At 64.7% G+C, this 18,923-nt stretch carries 15 protein-coding genes; 4 read left to right on the top strand and 11 right to left on the bottom strand.

The annotated features are described in order from the left end of the window. The first annotated feature begins 3 nt into the window (after positions 1-3). On the top strand, positions 4-534 hold the full coding sequence (locus RS897_RS00130; RefSeq protein WP_315834602.1) for an adenine phosphoribosyltransferase: 531 nt from the start codon (positions 4-6) through the stop codon (positions 532-534). Between the two features lie 129 nt (positions 535-663). Here RS897_RS00130 and RS897_RS00125 read toward each other — a convergent pair whose 3' ends face one another. The 5 genes from RS897_RS00125 to RS897_RS00105 all read right to left on the bottom strand — a co-directional run bounded on the left by RS897_RS00125 (position 664) and on the right by RS897_RS00105 (position 5,250). Next, complete coding sequence (locus RS897_RS00125; protein WP_315834601.1) at positions 664-1,452, bottom strand: bestrophin-like domain; 789 nt, start codon at positions 1,450-1,452, stop codon at positions 664-666. A gap of 83 nt (positions 1,453-1,535) precedes the next feature. Continuing rightward, entirely contained in the window at positions 1,536-2,204 is a 669-nt protein-coding gene (locus RS897_RS00120; protein WP_315834600.1) for a hypothetical protein, read from the bottom strand. Positions 2,205-2,516: 312 nt separating this feature from the next. Further along, positions 2,517-3,272 carry a P-loop NTPase family protein gene (locus RS897_RS00115; protein WP_315834599.1) on the bottom strand — a complete coding sequence of 252 codons (756 nt, stop codon included), beginning with the start codon at positions 3,270-3,272 and terminating at the stop codon, positions 2,517-2,519. A gap of 202 nt (positions 3,273-3,474) precedes the next feature. After that, the gene (locus tag RS897_RS00110; RefSeq protein WP_315834598.1) at positions 3,475-4,656 is read right to left on the bottom strand and encodes a M48 family metallopeptidase; all 1,182 of its coding nucleotides are present in this window, start codon (positions 4,654-4,656) and stop codon (positions 3,475-3,477) included. 33 nt (positions 4,657-4,689) lie between these two features. Continuing rightward, a complete protein-coding gene (locus tag RS897_RS00105) occupies positions 4,690-5,250 on the bottom strand; it encodes a LemA family protein (RefSeq protein ID WP_315834597.1) in 561 nt (186 codons plus the stop codon). A 310-nt stretch (positions 5,251-5,560) separates the two neighbouring features. Between RS897_RS00105 and RS897_RS00100 the strand changes: the two genes are divergently transcribed. Both RS897_RS00100 and RS897_RS00095 read left to right on the top strand, forming a co-directional pair. Next, positions 5,561-6,967, top strand: coding sequence for an adenylate/guanylate cyclase domain-containing protein (locus RS897_RS00100; RefSeq protein WP_315834596.1), 1,407 nt, complete (start codon positions 5,561-5,563; stop codon positions 6,965-6,967). Positions 6,968-7,073: 106 nt separating this feature from the next. Then, positions 7,074-10,316, top strand: a complete 3,243-nt coding sequence (locus RS897_RS00095) for an autotransporter family protein (protein WP_315834595.1) — start codon at positions 7,074-7,076, stop codon at positions 10,314-10,316. 106 nt (positions 10,317-10,422) lie between these two features. Here RS897_RS00095 and RS897_RS00090 read toward each other — a convergent pair whose 3' ends face one another. The 5 genes from RS897_RS00090 to RS897_RS00070 all read right to left on the bottom strand — a co-directional run bounded on the left by RS897_RS00090 (position 10,423) and on the right by RS897_RS00070 (position 16,894). Then, on the bottom strand, positions 10,423-10,719 hold the full coding sequence (locus RS897_RS00090) for a hypothetical protein (RefSeq protein ID WP_315834594.1): 297 nt from the start codon (positions 10,717-10,719) through the stop codon (positions 10,423-10,425). Positions 10,720-10,821: 102 nt separating this feature from the next. Further along, a complete protein-coding gene (locus tag RS897_RS00085; RefSeq protein WP_315834593.1) occupies positions 10,822-11,802 on the bottom strand; it encodes a small ribosomal subunit Rsm22 family protein in 981 nt (326 codons plus the stop codon). A 109-nt stretch (positions 11,803-11,911) separates the two neighbouring features. Next, positions 11,912-15,376 (bottom strand): chromosome segregation protein SMC, encoded by a 3,465-nt coding sequence (smc, locus tag RS897_RS00080; RefSeq protein WP_315834592.1) that lies wholly within the window; start codon positions 15,374-15,376, stop codon positions 11,912-11,914. A gap of 268 nt (positions 15,377-15,644) precedes the next feature. Then, complete coding sequence (locus RS897_RS00075) at positions 15,645-16,307, bottom strand: DsbA family protein (protein WP_315834591.1); 663 nt, start codon at positions 16,305-16,307, stop codon at positions 15,645-15,647. Between the two features lie 107 nt (positions 16,308-16,414). Further along, positions 16,415-16,894, bottom strand: a complete 480-nt coding sequence (locus tag RS897_RS00070) for a DUF721 domain-containing protein (RefSeq protein WP_315834590.1) — start codon at positions 16,892-16,894, stop codon at positions 16,415-16,417. A 27-nt stretch (positions 16,895-16,921) separates the two neighbouring features. Between RS897_RS00070 and mutY the strand changes: the two genes are divergently transcribed. Then, entirely contained in the window at positions 16,922-18,028 is a 1,107-nt protein-coding gene (gene mutY, locus RS897_RS00065) for an A/G-specific adenine glycosylase (protein WP_315834589.1), read from the top strand. A 93-nt stretch (positions 18,029-18,121) separates the two neighbouring features. On the opposite strand, the gene RS897_RS00060 is transcribed toward mutY, so the two are convergent. Then, on the bottom strand, positions 18,122-18,886 hold the full coding sequence (locus RS897_RS00060) for a hypothetical protein (protein ID WP_315834588.1): 765 nt from the start codon (positions 18,884-18,886) through the stop codon (positions 18,122-18,124). Positions 18,887-18,923 lie beyond the last annotated feature (37 nt).

Raw genomic sequence — 18,923 nt, 5'->3', positions numbered from 1 at the left:
CGTATGAGCGATTTGAAATCGGTTGTTCGCACCATCCCGGACTATCCCAAGCCCGGCGTCATGTTTCGCGATATCACGACCCTGCTCGGCGATGCACGCTCGTTTCGTCGCGCCGTCGACGAACTGGTGCAGCCCTGGGCCGGCTCCAAGGTCGACAAGGTCGCCGGCATCGAGGCGCGGGGCTTCATCCTCGGCGGCGCGGTGGCGCATCAACTCTCCGCCGGCTTCGTGCCGATCCGCAAGAAAGGCAAGCTGCCGCACACCACGGTGCGGATCGCTTATTCGCTGGAATATGGCCTCGACGAGATGGAGGTGCACGCCGACGCCATCCATCCCGGTGAACGCGTGATCCTGATCGACGACCTGATTGCGACCGGCGGCACCGCGGAGGGCGCGGTGAAGCTGATGCGCCAGATCGGCGCCGAGGTGGTGGCAGCCTGTTTCATCATCGATCTTCCCGACCTCGGCGGAGCCGACAAATTGCGCGCCATGAACGTGCCGGTGCGCACGCTGATGACGTTCGACGGGCATTGAGGTCGAATACATAATCGCGGCTTCGTAGCCCGGGTGAGCGTCAGCGATACCCGGGACGAATACATCGATCGGAATTCCCGGATGTCGCTTCGCTCATCCGGGCTACGGCGCCGATGATGTTCGCCGCCGCTATGGCTTGATCAAGCTCTGGAACGCCAGCGGCTTGACGGATACCGTGCCGATGAAGGGACGGTCATGCGCCAGGATGACGAAGTAGGCGGCGGACGCCACCAGCACATAGAGATGGGTTGCCGTTACCTGCATGCGCCGCGAATGCGTGTTGCAGATGGCGATCGCCGTCAGCGCGACCGTTGAAATGATGAACATTGCGATCCACTGTGCCCAGCTGATGCCGGCGTCCGCAGCCGCAAGGCGAGCGAGGCGGGCATGGCGGACCTCCAGGAGCTGGTTCAGGAGCGGCGTAAATGTCGCCAGCTGGGCCAGCGATGCCTGCTTGCTGGAGAGCAGCTCGATCATGCCGATGAGGATCTTCTCAGACTGGTCAAAGACCGGATTATCGATGGTTCCGCCTTTCGCCATCTCGGGCCAGTCGATCGTGATGACACTGCTGGCGTAGGCCCGGATGTCGTTGCGGATCGTGCTCTGCACATCGGCGGGAAGGCCGGCGGTGAGAACGGCGACATTCTCCAGGGCATCTGCTTCACGCTGGACGGTGTTGCGTGCGTTGAGCGCGTCATTCCAGATCCCGGCGGCGGAGAAGGCGATGATGAGGGCGAAGATGGTGGTGCAGGCGCCGATGATCGAATCGCGGATCGGCAGCATTTCGGTCGGGTCGTATCCGGCGAAGCGGGCGGCGGTGCGAACCGCGCCGATGATCAGCCAGCAGATCGTGAGGCTGATGAGCAGGACGACGACGAACATGAGCGGGAGCGGCAATTGATGAAACACAATGAACATTGCTGCGTCTTCGTCCTGTGCTGGGTTGCATCGCGCGTGTGAAGGTCAATCGAAGAATCGGCTTGACGAATGTGCGCCGGCGCTCACCCACTGTACCTGTACAAATTCAATTCGATCTCGCGAAATGCGAGATAATTCCTGCGGATCCACTGATTGAGCTCCGACGACTGGTCGGTGTCCTGGCGCAGGAAGCCGGTGAACGAGAAACTGCGCCGCTCGGTGTAGGTCTTCAGGAACGGCGGCAGTGCGCGGATGCGCAGCGTGGCGAGGCCGTCATAGGACGCGGGCGGCTCGCCCTGCAGCACCTGTTCGTTGTCGACGGGAACGATCGGGAAGGTCGCGAAGGTTCGCCGCAGCCGTGCGAAACTCGCCCCCGACATGCGGTCGGAATCGGCGATGAACATCACGATCGGGTCGACGCCGCGGCGGGTGGCCTCCTTGAAGAAGCCGATTTCCTCGATCATCTTGAAGAATTCGTCGTAGGCATGGAAGCCGAGGTCGACCACCTTGCCGATGCCGTCATTGACGATCAGCCGCTCCATCAGCTGGATCTTGCCGTAGGTGTCCATGACATCGGCTGTTTCAGTCACCTCCGGCAGGAAGTCGACCAGCGAGGGTTCCTTCAGGTTGAGGTCGAAGCCGACTACATCGTGCCGCTGCAGCAGCAGGAACTCGCACAACAGCCGCGACAGCAAAGTCTTCCCGACAAACGGGCGGGTCGAGCAGACGATGAAAACGGGCGTGCGGCTCATGAGGCGGAAAACTGGGCGAAAAACTAGTGTGCTGAATGCGAAGTTCGTGCAGTTTCGCGGCAGATGCTTTCACGAACTTCGCATTCATAAAGCACACTAGAATCATAAAGTTACTAGTGTCCTTTTCGAATCCGAAGTTCGCTCCGAAGGCGCGGTTGAGTGATGCGAACTTCGGATTCGAGACACTAGACGTCACGGCAATATCGCGCCATGCGCAGCATGACGCGCAGGTGCTCCCAGATCAAGGAATTGCGGCCCGTGGGCCGCAGAGATCGGAGCCTGGATCGGTCTTTGGTAGGCTCTTGGGCCGGTTTACTCGGCGCTCTTGGTGCGGGCCGTCGCCTTCTCGCCGCCGACGATGTCGGTCAGCTTGATGCGGTCGAACTCGCCCCAGACATTGCCCAGCCAGTGCCGGACATAGCCGCGCAGTACGAAGGAATAATTGGCGGTTTCGTCGTTGTGGCCCTTGTTGGCGACGAACTTCAGGAACGGCACCGAGGCGACTTCGACCTGCTCATAGGCCATTTCGTTCAGCTTCGGGATGGTGAGCTCGGTCGCGTCCTTGATGCGGTGGAAGTAGGAATTGTAGGTGGCCTGGTCCCACTCGAAGAAGCTCGTATTGTTGATGAAGTTCTTCACCAGAAAATACTTGGCGCCGCTCATGAAGTTCGCGGTTTCCGCGATTTCGTCCAGTGAGGCGATCGACGGTCCCAGGATGTGGAACACCGCGAAGGTGATCTGGCCGGACTTGGCGGCGTCAAGGAAACCGATGTCGCGCAGCGAGGCCAATGCCGGCGACAGCAGGCCTGCGCGGACGTCGATCACGGTCACCGAGGTGCCGGCATTGAGGGTATCGAAGATCTTCATCTGGTCCGAGGTCGTCGTCATGTCGACGATTTCGGTGATGTCCGGATGGAAACGCTTCAGGGTGCCGCGCGGCGATTCGGTGTCGAAGGCGCGGGTCGGAACGTTGTTGGCGTTGAAATAGTCGAGAACCGCGCGCGACACGGTGGTCTTGCCGACCCCGCCCTTGTCCGCACCCACCACGATCACTGCCGGTTTTGCCATGAGATCCCCTTAAGTCCCCAATCCGTACCCAAATCAGCGCGTCCGCGCCCCACGCTTTCGCGCAAGTCCCCACCTGCATCGGGCGGGACCATGGCAGAAACAAGGGAGAATTCAATTCCCCACCGCAAGAGCAGGGTCATAGCGCGAGATTCGTTAATGAGTATAGCGCGGTGCGAGGCAGCTGGTTCCCGGCCGATCAGGCCTATCCCCAGGGTCCGGCGGGCTTGTTCCAGGGAGCAGCGGGGGTGTTTGCCGGCTGGCCGGACGGGCTCCATGGTCCTGAAGGGGAGCCTGCGGGAGGAGCAGAGGGGGATGGCGCGGGCGGCGGGAGCGGGCGCTCCCTGGCCGGATCGTCGCCGGTCTCCGGGTCCGGCAGCGCCAGCGGTCCGGGATCGTGCCCGCCGGCATAACGAACCAGTGCCTGGACCCGTGCGTTGACGGAGGGGTGGGTGGCGAACAGGTCGGCGAAGCCCTCGCGCGGATTATCGAGGCACATTTCCATCACCGCCGAGGTCGCGCCCGGCAGCTCGCCGCGGTTCTCGATCTTGCGCAGCGCCGAGATCATGGCATCGGGATTTTTGGTCAGCTCCACGGAGCCTGCGTCGGCGAGGAACTCGCGTGAGCGCGACAGTGCAAAGCGCACCACCAGCGACAGCCCCCACGCCACGGCGATCAGCGCGACGGCCAGAATGATGACCACAATGGCGCCACCGCCGCCGCCCTTGCGGTCACCATCGGATGACGATGACGAACGGGAGGACCCGCCGCCGAACCGGAAGCCGGAATTGAAGAAGATCCGGAAGAACAGTTCGGAGAAAAACCCGACCACGCCGGCGATGATCACCGCCACCACCATCAGCTGCACGTCGCCGTTGCGGATATGGGTCAGCTCATGGCCGAGCACGGCCTCGACTTCCTGGTCGTTGAGGGAGCGCAGCAGTCCGGAGGTCACGGTGATGGCGTACTGCCGTGGGTTGAGGCCGGTGGCGAATGCATTCAGCGCATCGCTCTCCACGATCTTCAGCTTCGGCATCGGGATGCCGCGCGAGATGCAGAGGTTCTCCAGAAGATTATAGAGCCGAGGCTGCTCCTGCCGGGTGACGTCGTGGCCGCCGGTGACGGCGTCGATGATCTTCTGGTGGAAAAAATAGGCGATCACGATCCACAGCGCGGAACCGATGGTGGCCAGCGGGATCGCCTTGATCATGTCGTGGCCGGCTGCGGCGAGGTAATAGTCCACCGTGCCGCGGGAATTGCTCATCACCTCGGCGATCAAGGCGCCAGCGAACACCATCACATAGATCAGCAGGAACAGGCCGCCGAGCAGCAGCAGCGAACGGGCCTTGTTCGATGCGATGTGCGTGTAGAGACCGTATGCGGCCATGGTCAGCTGCTCTGCGGTGATCTGGAAGCTGGATCAGAACTTCACACTGGGAGCCTGATCGAGTTGCGCGCGGCTCTCGCCGAGATCGAAGAAGTCCTTGCGGGTGAAGCCGAGCATGCCCGCGAACAGCGCGGCGGGCATCTGCTGGATGCCGGTGTTGTATTCCTGGACCGCGTTGTTGAAGAAGCGGCGGCTGGCGGCGAGCTTGTTCTCGATATCCGACAGTTCGGTCTGCAACTGCTGGAAGTTGGCGTTGGCCTTGAGGTCCGGATAGGCCTCCGACAGCGCGATCAGGCGGCCGAGCGCGCCGGAGAGCTGGTTTTCGGCGGCGGACACCTGCGCGGGCCCCTGCGCCGAAATCGCGCTGTTGCGCGCCTTCACCACCTCTTCGAGCGTGCCGCGCTCGTGGCTGGCATAACCCTTGACGGTTTCGACCAGGTTCGGGATCAGGTCATGGCGCTGCTTGAGCTGCACGTCGATGTCGGCGAACGCCTGGCCCACCCGCTGGCTGAGAGCGACCAGTCGGTTGTAGGCAGTAAGCGCGAAAAGGGCGAGGACGACAATGACGCCGAGAACGATCCAGCCGGTCGACATGGCAAAGGGCTCCTGATGAACAACGAGGGGCGTAACCTAAACGAAAAGAGTGCCGCGGGGCAGGGGCTGCCCCACGGCATGGTCCGTTTTAGTCGCCGAGAGTCCTGGAATCGTTCACGCTTTGCGGTCGAATTTGGCTGATATCAGCTCCCGGGTGGGAGATGGCTTATGGGGCCGCGATATGCCAGCCGCCACTGTCCCGCTGCGGTTTGGATTTGGCGGCGCCAGTCGCGCAAAATCGTGACGGCCGTGATGTCGCGTCATGGAGATTGCGCTTCCCTGCTCTGGCGTTTTGCGCGACATATAGGCCATGAGCGAGATCAAGGCCCTGTTCGATATCCTGCGGCAGACCGCCGATGGCCGTTCTGTCGAGGCCATCGACCGGCTGGTTCGGGAAGGCTCCGACCGAGCCCTGTGCCGGATCAATGTGCTGGACTTTGCCGCTGCGGCCGATGTTGATGTCGAACATGCGATCGCCGCCTTTCTGCATGCCTCGCGGATCGGTCTGTTCGATCTGTCCTGGAATATGCTGTGTCCCGGCTGCGGCGGTGTGCTCGACGCCGGCGCGACGCTGAAGACCTTCGACCACGACAAGTACGACTGCTCGCTGTGCGCGGCGGCCTATGAGCCGACCCTCGACGAGATGGTCGAGGTCACCTTCACGATCAATCCGCGGGTGCGCAAGATCGCGGCACATAGTCCCGACGCGCTGCCCTTCATCGAATATTGCCGGCAGATCTTCTGGGGCTCCGGCATGGATCTGCCGGAGGACCTCGAACAGCATTTCGACGACTTCGCGATGGAGGCGCTGGAATTGCCGGCCGGCGAGAAGGCGCTGCTTTCGCTGCAGCTGCCGGCTGAATTCATCATTGTGTTTGATCCGGTGACCCACGCCACCCAGTTCATCGACGTCAAGGGCGAGCCGACGAGAGAGCGCCAGGCGCTGACCATGGTGTTCAACCAGGTGCAGGCGCCGACCGGCACCATGGAGCTGCGACCCGGTCCATTGCGTCTGACGTTCGACAATCGCACCAACCGGCGCGTGCTGCCCAGCGTCTGGGTCGCCAACCAGGTGCTGCATGACATGATCGGCAAGCGCAAGCCGTTCCTCACCGCCAAGCGCCTGCTCACCAACCAGACCTTCCGCGACATTTACCGCACCGATACGCTTGACGTCGACCAGCGTCTCAAGATCACCAGCCTCACTTTCCTGTTCACCGACCTCAAAGGCTCGACCGAGCTTTACGAGAAGGTCGGCGACCTCGTTGCCTACGACCTGGTGCGCCAGCACTTCAGCGTGCTGTACAAGATCGTGGCGTCCGAGGCTGGTGCGGTGGTCAAGACCATCGGTGATGCCGTGATGGCGACATTCTCGACGCCGGACCGCGCACTGGCCGCGGCGCTGCGGATGCGCGACGCCATGCAGACCATCAACGAGCAGCGCGGCAACGAGGATCTGCTGCTCAAGATCGGCATCCATGAAGGGCCCTGCCTCGCGGTGACCTTCAACGATCGCCAGGATTATTTCGGCCAGACCGTCAACATGGCGGCGCGAGTGCAGGGGCTGGCGAAGTCCCGCTCGATCTTCGCCACCAAGCCGGTCGTGGCCGATAGCGATGTCGCAAAGATCCTGGAGAAGGCCGGCCTGTGCCCGCTCGAGCAGCGCGCGGCGCTGCGCGGCATCACCGATGATGCGCTGGTTTACGAGATTCCGTAGGCCGCAAATCCTCGTCATCGGATGATCTGGTTGCTGTCATCCAGCTGTCATCCGCGAAAACTAAGACCTTAACCGGGCAGTTACTTTTGGTTGGGGTCTGATTTCAATGACAGGGTGGCGATATGGGGCGAGCCGGCTGGTGCTGGCTTGCCTGAGTGTGTGCGCGGGTTCGGTCGCGGTTCATGCGACCGATTTTACGGTCAACGCTGGAACGACGGATACGGCGGCGAAATCGCTGTCCGGGACGGATACTCTGACGGTGAAATCGGGCGGCACGCTGTCGGTCACCGGCACGTCCATCACCTCCTCGGCGGCCTCCAATGCGCCCGGCATCAAGATCAGCAACTCCGGCACGATCAGTTCGACCAATCGTGGTCTGGACGTGACCGGCGGCGCCACGCCGCGCAACATCACCCTCGACAATCTGGTGGGCGCGCTGATTTCGACCACCGACGATGCATTCCGTCTCAACACGAGCATCGGCAACGGCACTGTCGTCATCAACAATTCCGGGACGATCGTCTCGGCGACGGGGCAGGTGTTCGATTTCGCCAGCAATACCTCGAGCACCGGCACCGTCCAGATCAACAACGGCGCGACCGGCATCCTGCGGGCGCTAGGAAGCGACGTGATCAGGCCCGGTGCCGGCGCGACCGTGATCACCAACAGCGGACTGATCGACTCCACGGCGTCGGCAAATCGCGCGATCAACCTGAACATCACCGGCAATCTGTCCCTGGTGACCTCGTTCCAGGTGTTCAATAACGCCGGTGGAACGATCCAGTCGCAAGACGACACCATCCGCGTGACCGCCAGCGGCGGAAAGACCACGGCCGGGTCGTTCCTGATCGACAATTCCGGCACAATTTCATCGACTGGAACCGGCCAGGCGATCGACTGGACCGATATCGCGGGATCCGCCAGCAATGTCGTGATCAACCGTGCTGGCGGCCTGATCACCGCGACGGGGAACGACGCGGTGCGGCCCGGGCAGAATGGCGTGGTCGAGAATTGGGGAACGATCTTCGCCAACGGCATCGTCGGCTCGGGCGCGAGCTCCGATGGCATCGATCTGCAGGGCAATGCTGGCACGGTGATCAACCACGCCGGCGGCACGATCTCCGGTTTCCGCCACGGCATCACCTCCGATGCCAGTGTTAGCGTTACCAACGAAGCCGGCGCCACCATCACGGGTCGCAACGGGTCGGGTGTCGGCTCGGATGGCACGGGCACCGTCATCAACTATGGCCGGATCACGGGCGCCTATGCGGGCGTCGGCGATGGTGACGGCGACGGCGTCGATGTCGATTTCGCGGCGACCATCACCAACTACGGCACCATCGAAGGCACCGGCGCCGGCGGGTTCGACAAGGGCGGCCGCGCCAACAACAGCGAAGGCATTTCGATCGGCGGCGGCACCATCACCAACTACGGCACCATCAGCGGCGCCAACTACGCCATCGTGGTCAACAACGACTCCAATGCCGATGGCTCACGCAGCGGTCTCGCCGCCACCACCATCACCAACAATATCGGTGGCCTGATTGTCGGCCAGAATGGCTTCGCCATCCGGCTCGAGAACAAGACCGGCACCGCGGCTGATAACGACACCATCGTCAACCGCGGCACCATTATCGGCAACGGTGCGATCCCCGATCCCACCGCGATTGTTCGTCTCGGCAATGGCAGCATCGACACCAACTCGGTCGGTACGCTCAACGGCGTTACCTACACCGGCACCGGCTCGGCGCGCTTCATTCGCGGCGACGGCTCGGCGATCCAGATGGGCGAAGGCGACGACGTGCTGTGGAACTACGGCACCATCATCGGCAACACCGGCCGTGCCGTGAACCTCGAAGGCGGCAACGACACCCTGCATGTGATGCCGGGTTCGCGCATCCAGGGCCTGGTGGACGGCGGCGTCGGCACCGATACCCTGGACTACAACAAGGTGGGCCTGAGCGAAGCCAAGCGCGCCGCTCTGCTGGCGGGACAGACCGTCAATATCGGCGGCACGCTCTACACCTCGTTCGAAGTCGTCACCGGCATGGTACGCTCGTTCTCATCGTTTGCGACCAGCGGTTCCGGGCTCGGCGTTGCGACGCTGTTTGACAATGGATCGACCACCATTGCCGCCAGCCCCGCGATGGCTGCGTTGATCGATTCCGTGGCCTCGGCGCCCGATGTCGGCGCGGCGCTGTCGCAGCTGTCGCCGGCTGCGTACCAGGGCCTCGCGCGCTTCGGCATTGCCGGCGCGCAGCAGGCCACCTCGCTGGTCGGTCAGCATCTCACCGACGCGCGTCTCAACGGCAGCAGCGTCAATCTCGGCGGCGCCAGTGCCGCGATGGCGATGTTCAATGACGGTCTGTTCTCGCGGCGCGGGTCGCTCGACCGGCCGTTCGCGAATGGCGTCGACGGCAGCGCAGCCGATGCGTTCGGCGCGGTGATGCCGGGCATGGGCGGCGATGCGGGCTCCGCGCTCAGCTACGCAAAAGCGCCGATCCGCGGCGTGCCGCAGATCGCCGACACCGATCGCGGCCTGTTCGTCAACAGCAGCCTGACGTTCGCTCGCCAAGGCGCGCGCACCGATGCGCCGGCGACCAAATCGACCACCGCAAACGTTGTGATCGGCACCGACTGGCGTATCGCCGATCGCTGGCTGGTTGGTGTGTTCGGTGGCTTCGCCCGCACCACCGGCGATCTCGACAGCCTGGGCAGCAAGACCGGGATCAACACCGGCACTGCCGGTGTCTATGGCAGCTACCAGGGGGCCGGCTGGTTCGCCACCGCCATGGCGCTCTATGGCTGGAGCGATTACGACAACACCCGCGTGGCGCTGGGCAGCGCCAACCTGTCGTCGTTCAGCGGCACGCACTATGCGGCGCGCGGCACGATCGGCACGGATTTGCGTTTCGGCAACTGGCTGGTGACGCCGGAAATCGGCGTGCAGTACATCAACGTCCGGCTGCCGGGCTTTGCCGAAACCGGACCAGCGGCGCTGGTGGTCGGTTCTGATGAGTCGGACTCACTGCGCTCCAGTCTCGGTGCGCGCTTCGCCTATGACTACCGGTTCGACGGCGGCACCATCACTCCGGAGGTGCGGCTGGCCTGGCAGCATGAATTCCGCGATGGCGTACGCAATATCACCGCCTCGTTCGTCGACGCCTCGTTCCCCGGCAGCTTCACCACCACCACCGGAATCGGCTCGCGCGATCTCGGCATCTTCGGCACCGGCGTGTCCGGCAAGCTGGGTCCGCTGACCACGGTGTCGCTGAACTACGACGCCATTGTCGGCACCCAGGATGCGGTGGCGCATCAGGTCACGGGACGGCTGCGTCACGCATTCTAGAATCTCGAAAAATTAAAGCCCGGATGCGCGCAATGCGACATCCGGGCTTTTTTTATTGCAACGATCCGTCCCGCATGTGGCGTCGCGCATGCGGGTGGCCTGACGCTCAGGCGCGGTTGCCCTTGAACGGGAAACTGCCCATGAAGCCGACGCCCATTTCGCCGGCGATGGCATCGCCATCGACCTTTCCGGTGAACGCGAGGGTCAACGGCATGGGGCTCGTGATATCGACCTTCCAGGCCACGTCGTTGCCGTTGACGGTGCCCTCGAAGATCTCGGCGGAGTTGCCTTCGGCCGACTGGCTGCCGGTCAGCGTGCCGCCCGCGCTGGTCAAAGCGAGGGTCGCGTCGCGATCCCCCATCGGTGTGCTCATGGTGATCTTCCAGTTTCCGTCAACCGACATGTCGTCCTCCAATGGCACGGATGAGCCCGATGCTGGCAGCCAGAATAGGTATTTGGCGGCGCGTGGCAACCGGGCGAAATACCGCAAATATTGGTCGTTGGATCACTCACCCGCGCCGATTGCATCGCCCCAATTCAGGCGCCTGGCCAACGCGTAGGCGGCCTTGTCGCGTCGTGGCGTTTTGGCGAGCGCTGCCTGGCCGTTGTTGCTGCACAGCTTGGCCGTCACCTCCACTTTGCTGACCATCGGCTGCGCCAGCACGCGGGCCGTCGGGCGATGCGTCGGTGGTGAGCGCGCCAGCGCGACATAGCTGAATTTCTCGTCCTCGAACGGCACCTCCGCGCCTTTGACCTGCTTGTGGTCGCGCGAGCGTGCCAGCCGTTGGGTGAAGTGGCACCAGTCCGGCGACGTCAGCGGGCAGGCCTGGTCGTGCGGGCAGGGCGCGATGAGATGCGCGCCGGCGGCAATCAGCCGGGCGCGCAGGTCGATGATGCGGCCGTAGCCTGCGGGCGTGCCCGGCTCGACCACCAGCAGGGTGTCGCGCGTTTTCGCCCACAGGGCGTCGGCAAAATTGCTGCGGTCGTTGTCGCGCAGTTCGCCGATAACGTAACTGGCAATCACGAGATCGGAATCGCCGGCACTCGCCAGTGCCTTGCGCGCGTCGCCGGCGTCGTAGCGCAACGTGCCGAGACGCGGATCACCATCGACCAGCGCAAGCGCCAGTGTACGCAGGGCCGGGTTGGCGTCGAGCAAGGTGAAATCGGCAAGTTGCGGAAAGGCCTCCGCGGCCGCCCATGTCGCGGTCCCCGGACCGGCTCCGACATCGAGCAGGCTTGCCGGTGTGAAGTCGGTGCGGGTTTCGTTGAGTGCGGCGAGGCAGGCGGCGACGGCCGCATAGGTCGCGGGCATTCGCGCCAGTGCGTAGGCCAGCGCATCGCCGTCACTGCGGATGACGGCCGAGCTTCCACCACTGCGATAGGTTGCGGAAATACTGGCTGCGCGCGTGGACAAATCCCGGCGCGACAGGCCTTGAGTAAGCCGTGCAAGCGATGCCGTAAGGCCGGGTGGCAGATGAGATGCCATGCGCCGCGCCTCCGAACGCGTAGCCCGGATGAGCGCAGCGATATCCGGGGTGGGCCGTGCAAGGAAACCCGGGTGTCGCTTCGCTCACCCGGGCTACATTTGATGTTCGTTACGCCACGTTCTTGTCGAGGATCTCGACGGCGCCTTCGAGGTCGACCGAGACCAGCTGCGACACGCCGCGTTCCGCCATGGTGACGCCGTAGAGACGGTTCATCCGCGCCATGGTGATCGGATTGTGGGTGATGATGATGAAGCGGGTTTCGGTGGTGCTCGTCATCTCGTTCAGCAGGGTGCAGAACCGCTCGACGTTGTGGTCGTCCAGCGGCGCGTCGACTTCGTCCAGCACGCAGATCGGCGACGGGTTGGTGAGGAACACCGCGAAGATCAGCGCCATGGCGGTCAGCGCCTGCTCGCCGCCCGAGAGCAGCGACAGCGACTGCGGCTTCTTGCCGGGCGGCTTGGCGATGATTTCCAGGCCCGCTTCCAGCGGATCGTCGCTTTCGATCAGGTGCAGTGCCGCTTCGCCGCCGCCGAACAGTTCGGTGAACAGCCGCTTGAAGTGGGCGTTGACCACGTCGAACGAGGTCAGCAGCCGCTCGCGGGCTTCCTTGTTCAGGCTCTGGATGCCCTGGCGCAGCCGCTTGATGGCTTCGACGAGATCATCGCGCTCGGTGGCCAGGGTGCCGTGCTGGGTCTCGACTTCGCGCAGCTCTTCCTCGGCGCGCAGGTTGACGGCGCCGAGCCGCTCGCGGTCGCGACGCAGCTTCTCCAGGTCGCTTTCGATCTCGGCGACCGGCGGCAGTTCCATCTCCGGCGTGAGTTCGGCGAGGCCGGACATCGCCTGCGGCTCGACCTCGAGCATCTCGCGGATTTCCCGCTCGATGTCTTCGAGCCGGCGCTTGGCGCCTTCCATGCGCTCTTCGGCGCGCGCGGTGGCTTCACGGGCCGCGGAGAACGCTTCCAGCGAGGCGCGGGCTTCGCGATCAGTCTGCGCCATCAGCGTTTCGGCTTCGGCCAGCGCGTCGGCCGCGGTGCGGCGTGCCGCTTCCGCGATCTCGATCTCGCTGATCAGGCCGCGGCGCTTTTCGGCGTACACTTCCGGCGCGTTCTCGAGTTCGGCGCGCTCACGGGTGACTTCGGTGATGCGCGCTTCGATGGTTGCGACCTGGGAGGCGGCGCTGTCCTTGCGGGTCGCCCATTCGGTGCGCTCGGCGACGATCGCCTGAACGCGCCGGTCGGCGAGTTCGGCTTCGCGGGCCAGTGCCTGGGCTTCGGCGCGCACCTGCGCGGCGAAGCGGCGGTGGCCGTCCATGTCCTCGCGCACGGTGGCGAGCCGGGCTTCGGTCTCCGCGCTTTCGGGCAGTTCGGCAAGGGATTCCGCGGCCGCTTCCAGCGACGCGTGGGCCTCGCTGCGATCGGCATGGATGCGGTGCTGTGCCTCATCCAGCGCCGACTTGCGGGCGGCGTGGCGGTTGATCTCGCGCTCGGCGGCCGCATGGCGTTCGCGCGTGGCATCGGCTTCGCGTTGCGCGGCGCGCCAGGCGTCGCGGGCGGCGGTCTCGGCGAAGGCGGCGGTCTTGAGACCTTCCTCGGCGATCTCCAGCGCTTCGCGCTTGGCGGCGACGTCGAAGCGGGCGTCTTCCAGCTCGGCCTCGATCTCGCCCAGGCGATTGCGCTGTGCCAGACGTCGTGCTGCGCCGGTGGGCGCGTGCGCACTGGCGACAAAGCCGTCCCAGCGCCAGACGTCGCCTTCCAGCGACACCAGCCGCTGGCCGGTCTTGAGTTGTCCGACCAGATCGTTGCCGCGCTCCTTGGGCACGACGCCGATCTGCGCCAGCCTTCGCGCCAGTTCGGCCGGCGCATTCACATGCGCGGCGAGGGACTCGACGCCTTCGGGCAGGGCGGGATCGCCCTCGAGCACGCCGATATCGGTCCAGCGCATCGGCGCGCCCGGATCGACCGGTGCGTCGAGATCGTCGCCGAGCACGGCGCCGAGCGCCTTTTCATACCCCTTGGTGACGGTGACGCCGTCGATGATCGGCGGCCACAGGTTCTTGGTCTCGCCGTCCAGCAGTTTGGAGATGGTGCGGGCTTCGGTCTCCAACCGCTGCACGCGCTTCTCGGCCTCGACCAGCGGCGAACGCGAGCCTTCCAGCGTCTGCCGCGCCACCACATGGGCGGACTCGTTGACGCGGGTCGCGGTCTCGGCGTCAGCCAGCGAATGCTGCGCGGTCTCGATCGCTGCGGTCAGCGCGTCGAGGTCGCCGAACACGCCGGTTTCCTGGGCGAGCCTGGCGATCTCGGCCTCGACATTGGCGATGTCCTGGTCGAGCCGGCTGACGCGGCTCTGGTGGGCGCGAACATTGGCTTCGAGCTGGGTGCGCTTGGCGGTGACGTCGGCAAGCGCGGTGGTCAGTTCGGAGAAGGTACGTTCTGCCGCGGCCAGCGTCGCTTCCGCGTCCGAGACGCGCTCGTCGGCGCCGCTGCGCTTTTCGACACGGGCGCGGATCTCGTCCTTGAGCACGGTGTCTTCAGCGTCGAGCCGCTCCAGCGCCACGTCGGCGTCGAAGGACTGGCGCTGCTCGCGCTCGATGTCGGAGCCGAACTGGGTCAGGCGCCGCTCAAGTTCGCTGACGCGCTCCTTGGCGCGCTCTTCCTCGCGGTCGAGCAGTTCGCGGGCATTGGTGAGGCGCTGCAGGCCGGCGGCGGCGCGCGCTTCGCTCTCGCGCAGGTGCGGCAGCTCGGAGGCGCGGATCGCCTGGATGCGTGCGGCTTCCGCCTGCTCGCGGGTGCGCTCGGCCATCTCGCGCACGGCGAGGTCGTGGGTCTGGCCGGTGTCGTTGATGTCGGCATGCGCTTGCATCCAGCGCAGGTGGAACAGCATCGCCTCCGCCTTGCGCACTTTGGCGGCGACCTCGCGATAGCGGATCGCCTGCCGCGCCTGGCGCTTCAGTCCGTCGATCTGGCCGGCGAGCTGGCCGATCACGTCCTCGACGCGGGTGAGGTTGGTTTCAGCCGCCTTGAGGCGCAGTTCAGCCTCGTGGCGGCGCGCATGCAGACCGGCGACGCCGGCGGCGTCTTCCAGCACGCGGCGGCGCTGTTCGGGCTTGGCCTGAATGATTTCGCCGATCTTGCCCTGGTGGACGAGGGCGGGCGATCGGGCGCCGGTGGCGGCATCCGCGAACAGGATCTGCACATCGCGCGCACGCACGTCGCGGCCGTTGATGCGATAGGCGGAGCCGGCTTCGCGCTCGATCCGCCGCGTGATCTCCAGAATGTCCTGGTCGTTCAGCGCCGAGGGCGCATTGCGCTCCGAATTGTCGATGGTCATCGCCACTTCGGCATGATTGCGCGACGGACGATTGCCGGAGCCGGAGAAGATCACCGAATCCATGTCGGTGGCGCGCAGCGATTTGTGCGACGTCTCGCCCATCACCCAGCGCAGCGCTTCGACCAGGTTGGACTTGCCGCAGCCGTTGGGCCCGACCACGCCGGTGAGGCCTGGCTCGATGTGGAAATCGGTGGGCTCGACGAACGACTTGAAACCGTGAAGGCGAAGGCGAGTGAGTTTCATGGACACTTTGCTCTAGTAGGCAGGGGTCTGGAAATCTCCCTGCCGGGCCAAGGCGATAGCGCACCTGGACCCCATTGTAACTGAGTCGCTGACGGCGGCCTGTAGCGACCGACAATGGCGACGCCACGTTGCGAGGGCAACCGGGGCGAGTGGATTCCCTGGGCTTTATCCCAAGCCTTTTATCCACAATTTTTCAGCTATTTAGAGCAAGACGGCCGCTTGCGCGGCCGTGATCTGATCGGGAACCCAAGGGATAGCCGACGCTGACTCAGGCCTTCAGCAGCGGCTTGATCAGCTTCTCGAAACCTTCGAACGAGGTCTCGCCCTTTACCAGGGTACCATTGACGAAGAAGCTTGGGGTCGAATTCACCTTGAGCTTGTCAGCGGCGTATTCCTGCGTCGCCTTGATGCCGTCGAGCGTCGACTGATCCTTCAGGCAGGCGTTGAAACTGTCTTCGCTCAGCCCGGCCTGTTTGCCGATCCGCTTCAGGGATTCCACGGTGTTGTTCATCGCCCAGTCGGCCTGCTGCTTGAACAGGGTGTCGACCACGGCGAAATACTTCTCCGCATCGCTCTTGGCGACGCAGCGCGCCAGCATCGAGCCGGCGGCGGCCTTCAGGTCCAGCGGGAATTCGCGGAAGATGAAGCGCACCTTGCCGGTGTCGATGTATTCCGACTTCAGCTTCGGAAACACCTGGAGAGTGAAGGCCGCGCAGTGCGGGCAGGTCATCGAGGCGTATTCGATGATGGTGACGGAGGCGTTCTCCGCGCCCAGCGCCATGTCGCCGAGCGGGCTCGGCTTGGCCACGTCGGCGGCGACCTGGCTCTGCGCGGACGCAGGACCGATCAGGCGCCAGGGAGAGACGCCCACAAGGGCGGCGAGACCGGTCATCGACAGAATGGCTGAAAAAGCGCGGCGCGTGAGGGTCAAAGGCGTGCTCCGGAAACGGCGGTCAAGAAGCTGAAAACTCGCACGTTCGCTAACTTGAAACGAGAATTATGGCAATGGCGCGCCGGAACCGGAGTGAACGCGAAATCTCACTTCCGCTTGATCGAGGCGCCGAGCCGGGCCAGGGCGGTCCGCAAATCGTCATCTTCCACCGAGGTCAGCGTTTCGGCCACTTTGGCCACTTCCGCGGCGTCGGGCGGGGGGCGCCGCTTGGGCCTGAGCGGGCGCGATAGCGGCGCCTGCCGCAGTGCCAGCCGGCCGACCGCGTTCCAGCCGAAGAAGCGGTTGACCCGCGCAATGATGACATCGGAGGTGTGCTGGATTTCCAGCGCCATCGGCCCTTCCACCCGCAGCACCAGGGTTGCCGGTTCCTGCGGCTGGCCCTCGACCGGCCGCGGCCATTGAATCTTCAGCGGCTGCGTATGTTTGGCGATCTCGGCGCCGCCGATCTCGGCCCAGCGCGTCACCAGTTCGCGCGAGGCGAAGCCCTGGCGCGCGAACACGTCGTTGATCGCCTTGCCGGCGAGCACGGATAACGGTTTGGCGGTGATCGGTCCGGGCTTGTTCATCGATCGGCGTGCTGCATACATAGTGTGATGAGTCTATCAGGCGCGACGCTCCAGCGAAAGAAACCATCCGGTCCGTCCACTGGCGGCACCGATCGGGCCGCGTTGCTGCTCGCCTGGTACGACCGGCATCGCCGCCGGCTGCCGTGGCGCGCGCTGCCGGGCGAGACCACGGATCCCTACCGTGTCTGGCTGTCCGAGATCATGCTGCAGCAGACCACGGTCAAGGCGGTCGGGCCTTATTTCGAGAAATTCACCGCACGCTGGCCGACCGCGGCCGCGCTGGGGCGCGCCAGCCTCGACGATGTCCTGCGCATGTGGGCCGGGCTCGGCTATTATTCACGCGCGCGCAACCTGCATGCCTGCGCCGTGGTGGTGGCGCGCGAGTTTGGCGGTGTCTTTCCCGATACCGAGGAGGGGCTGCGCGCGCTGCCGGGTATCGGGCCCTATACGGCTGCCGCCATCGCCGCGATCGCGTTCGACCGCCGCACCATGCCGGTCGACGGCAACATCGAGCGCGTGGTGTCGCGGCTGTACGCGGTCGAAGACGCCTTGCCGAAAGCGAAACCGGAGATCCAGCGGCTTGCGGCCACGTTGCTTGGTCCGTCGCGCGCCGGCGACAGTGCCCAGGCGCTGATGGATCTTGGCGCCACTATCTGCACGCCGAAGAAGCCGGCGTGTTCGCTGTGTCCGCTGAATGACAATTGCGCCGCGTTGACGCGTGGCGATCAGGAGACGTTTCCACGCAAGGCGCCGAAGAAGACCGGCGAGCTGCGCCGCGGCGCCGCGTTCGTGGTGACGCGCGGCCATGAACTGCTGGTGCGCACGCGGCCGGAGAAGGGCCTGCTCGGCGGCATGACCGAGGTGCCGAGCTCCGACTGGCTCGCCGGTCATGACGACACCGCCGCGCGAAAACAGGCGCCCGTGTTCAAGGAGGCCTCGCGCTGGCAGCGCAAGGTCGGCGTAGTGACACACGTGTTCACACATTTTCCGCTGGAACTCGTGGTCTACACCACGTCGCTGCCGCCGCGCACCCGCGCGCCCGACGGCATGCGCTGGGTCAGCATCGCCACACTTGCGGACGAAGCGCTACCCAACGTCATGCGCAAGGTGATCGCGCATGGGTTGGGGGAGTGACGGAGAGCGTTGCCGAATGTAGCCCGGGTGAGCGGAGCGATACCCGGGGGGCATTGCGAGATCGTTCCCGCATATCGCTGACGCTCATGCGGGCTACGCGCTGAGAGCCTGGTGTCGTTCGGTCGACGTCAACCTGATGACCAAACCGCCTGCGAAGGTTACCAGTCCCAGTCCGATCAGGATCCAGCCGAACATGTCGCGCAGTGGGCGGGTGGTTGCCTTGGCCGCAGCCATCCCCGTCGTCGTCGCTTCTGGTGCAGCCGTTTCGGGAGCAAGCTGAGCGGCCGCCAATTGAACGGGGGCGGCGCGCAGCGGTGATTCCACCTTCGTGTCGGGAGCAGGTTCGACATTCACACTGTCATCCGCGATCACGACATCATGGCTGGCGTCCGGCTGGGCGGCAGCGCGGAGCGCCGCGGCAAGCGAGTCGCGCGCCATTTGATCCGGCGTTGCGTTTGTCGGCGGAGTGGGTGGGGGCTGTATGGCGGCAGCGGTCACAGCCGGTTGTTCCATCGGGGCCGTTTCGGGCGGCAGTTCGGCGCGGGCGTTCGCGATGGCGGGAGAAAGTTTGGTGTCCGGTGCCTGCGGGCTCGATGCCGCTGGCTGCGGGCTTGATGCCGCCGATCGCTGTGGCGCCGCCTTGTCCGACTTCGGGATATCAGCCAGATACCAGCACTTGCGTTTGGATTGGCGGTCGCTGCGATAATACCAGTGCGCGCCGGCCGGCGCGCTGCTCTTTGGCGCACTCAGACATTCGTCGACAGCATGTGCGGTGCCAAAGCTGGCAAAGGAAACGGATGTCGCGATCACGCTTGCGCAAACGATCGCCGACGCAACCGTTCTGGTTCGGTTCGGCATGTGGTCGTCCCCTGATCGAGCCCCCCTTAAGTTTTCG

Origin of the sequence: Bradyrhizobium prioriisuperbiae, assembly GCF_032397745.1 — a bacterium.
Taxonomy (GTDB): Bacteria; Pseudomonadota; Alphaproteobacteria; order Rhizobiales; family Xanthobacteraceae; genus Bradyrhizobium_A; species Bradyrhizobium_A prioriisuperbiae.
Note: the sequence above shows the minus strand (reverse complement) of the source record. Positions and strands in the feature narration are given on the sequence as shown.

Coding starts and splice junctions, on each gene's coding strand:
- RS897_RS00090 (WP_315834594.1), bottom strand. CDS start 10,719: ATGTCGGTTGACGGAAACTGGAAGATCACCATGAGCACACCGATGGGG.
- RS897_RS00130 (WP_315834602.1), top strand. CDS start 4: ATGAGCGATTTGAAATCGGTTGTTCGCACCATCCCGGACTATCCCAAG.
- RS897_RS00105 (WP_315834597.1), bottom strand. CDS start 5,250: ATGTCGACCGGCTGGATCGTTCTCGGCGTCATTGTCGTCCTCGCCCTT.
- RS897_RS00070 (WP_315834590.1), bottom strand. CDS start 16,894: ATGAACAAGCCCGGACCGATCACCGCCAAACCGTTATCCGTGCTCGCC.
- mutY (WP_315834589.1), top strand. CDS start 16,922: ATGAGTCTATCAGGCGCGACGCTCCAGCGAAAGAAACCATCCGGTCCG.
- smc (WP_315834592.1), bottom strand. CDS start 15,376: ATGAAACTCACTCGCCTTCGCCTTCACGGTTTCAAGTCGTTCGTCGAG.
- RS897_RS00060 (WP_315834588.1), bottom strand. CDS start 18,886: ATGCCGAACCGAACCAGAACGGTTGCGTCGGCGATCGTTTGCGCAAGC.
- RS897_RS00125 (WP_315834601.1), bottom strand. CDS start 1,452: ATGTTCATTGTGTTTCATCAATTGCCGCTCCCGCTCATGTTCGTCGTC.
- RS897_RS00100 (WP_315834596.1), top strand. CDS start 5,561: ATGAGCGAGATCAAGGCCCTGTTCGATATCCTGCGGCAGACCGCCGAT.
- RS897_RS00115 (WP_315834599.1), bottom strand. CDS start 3,272: ATGGCAAAACCGGCAGTGATCGTGGTGGGTGCGGACAAGGGCGGGGTC.
- RS897_RS00120 (WP_315834600.1), bottom strand. CDS start 2,204: ATGAGCCGCACGCCCGTTTTCATCGTCTGCTCGACCCGCCCGTTTGTC.
- RS897_RS00110 (WP_315834598.1), bottom strand. CDS start 4,656: ATGGCCGCATACGGTCTCTACACGCACATCGCATCGAACAAGGCCCGT.
- RS897_RS00085 (WP_315834593.1), bottom strand. CDS start 11,802: ATGGCATCTCATCTGCCACCCGGCCTTACGGCATCGCTTGCACGGCTT.
- RS897_RS00095 (WP_315834595.1), top strand. CDS start 7,074: ATGACAGGGTGGCGATATGGGGCGAGCCGGCTGGTGCTGGCTTGCCTG.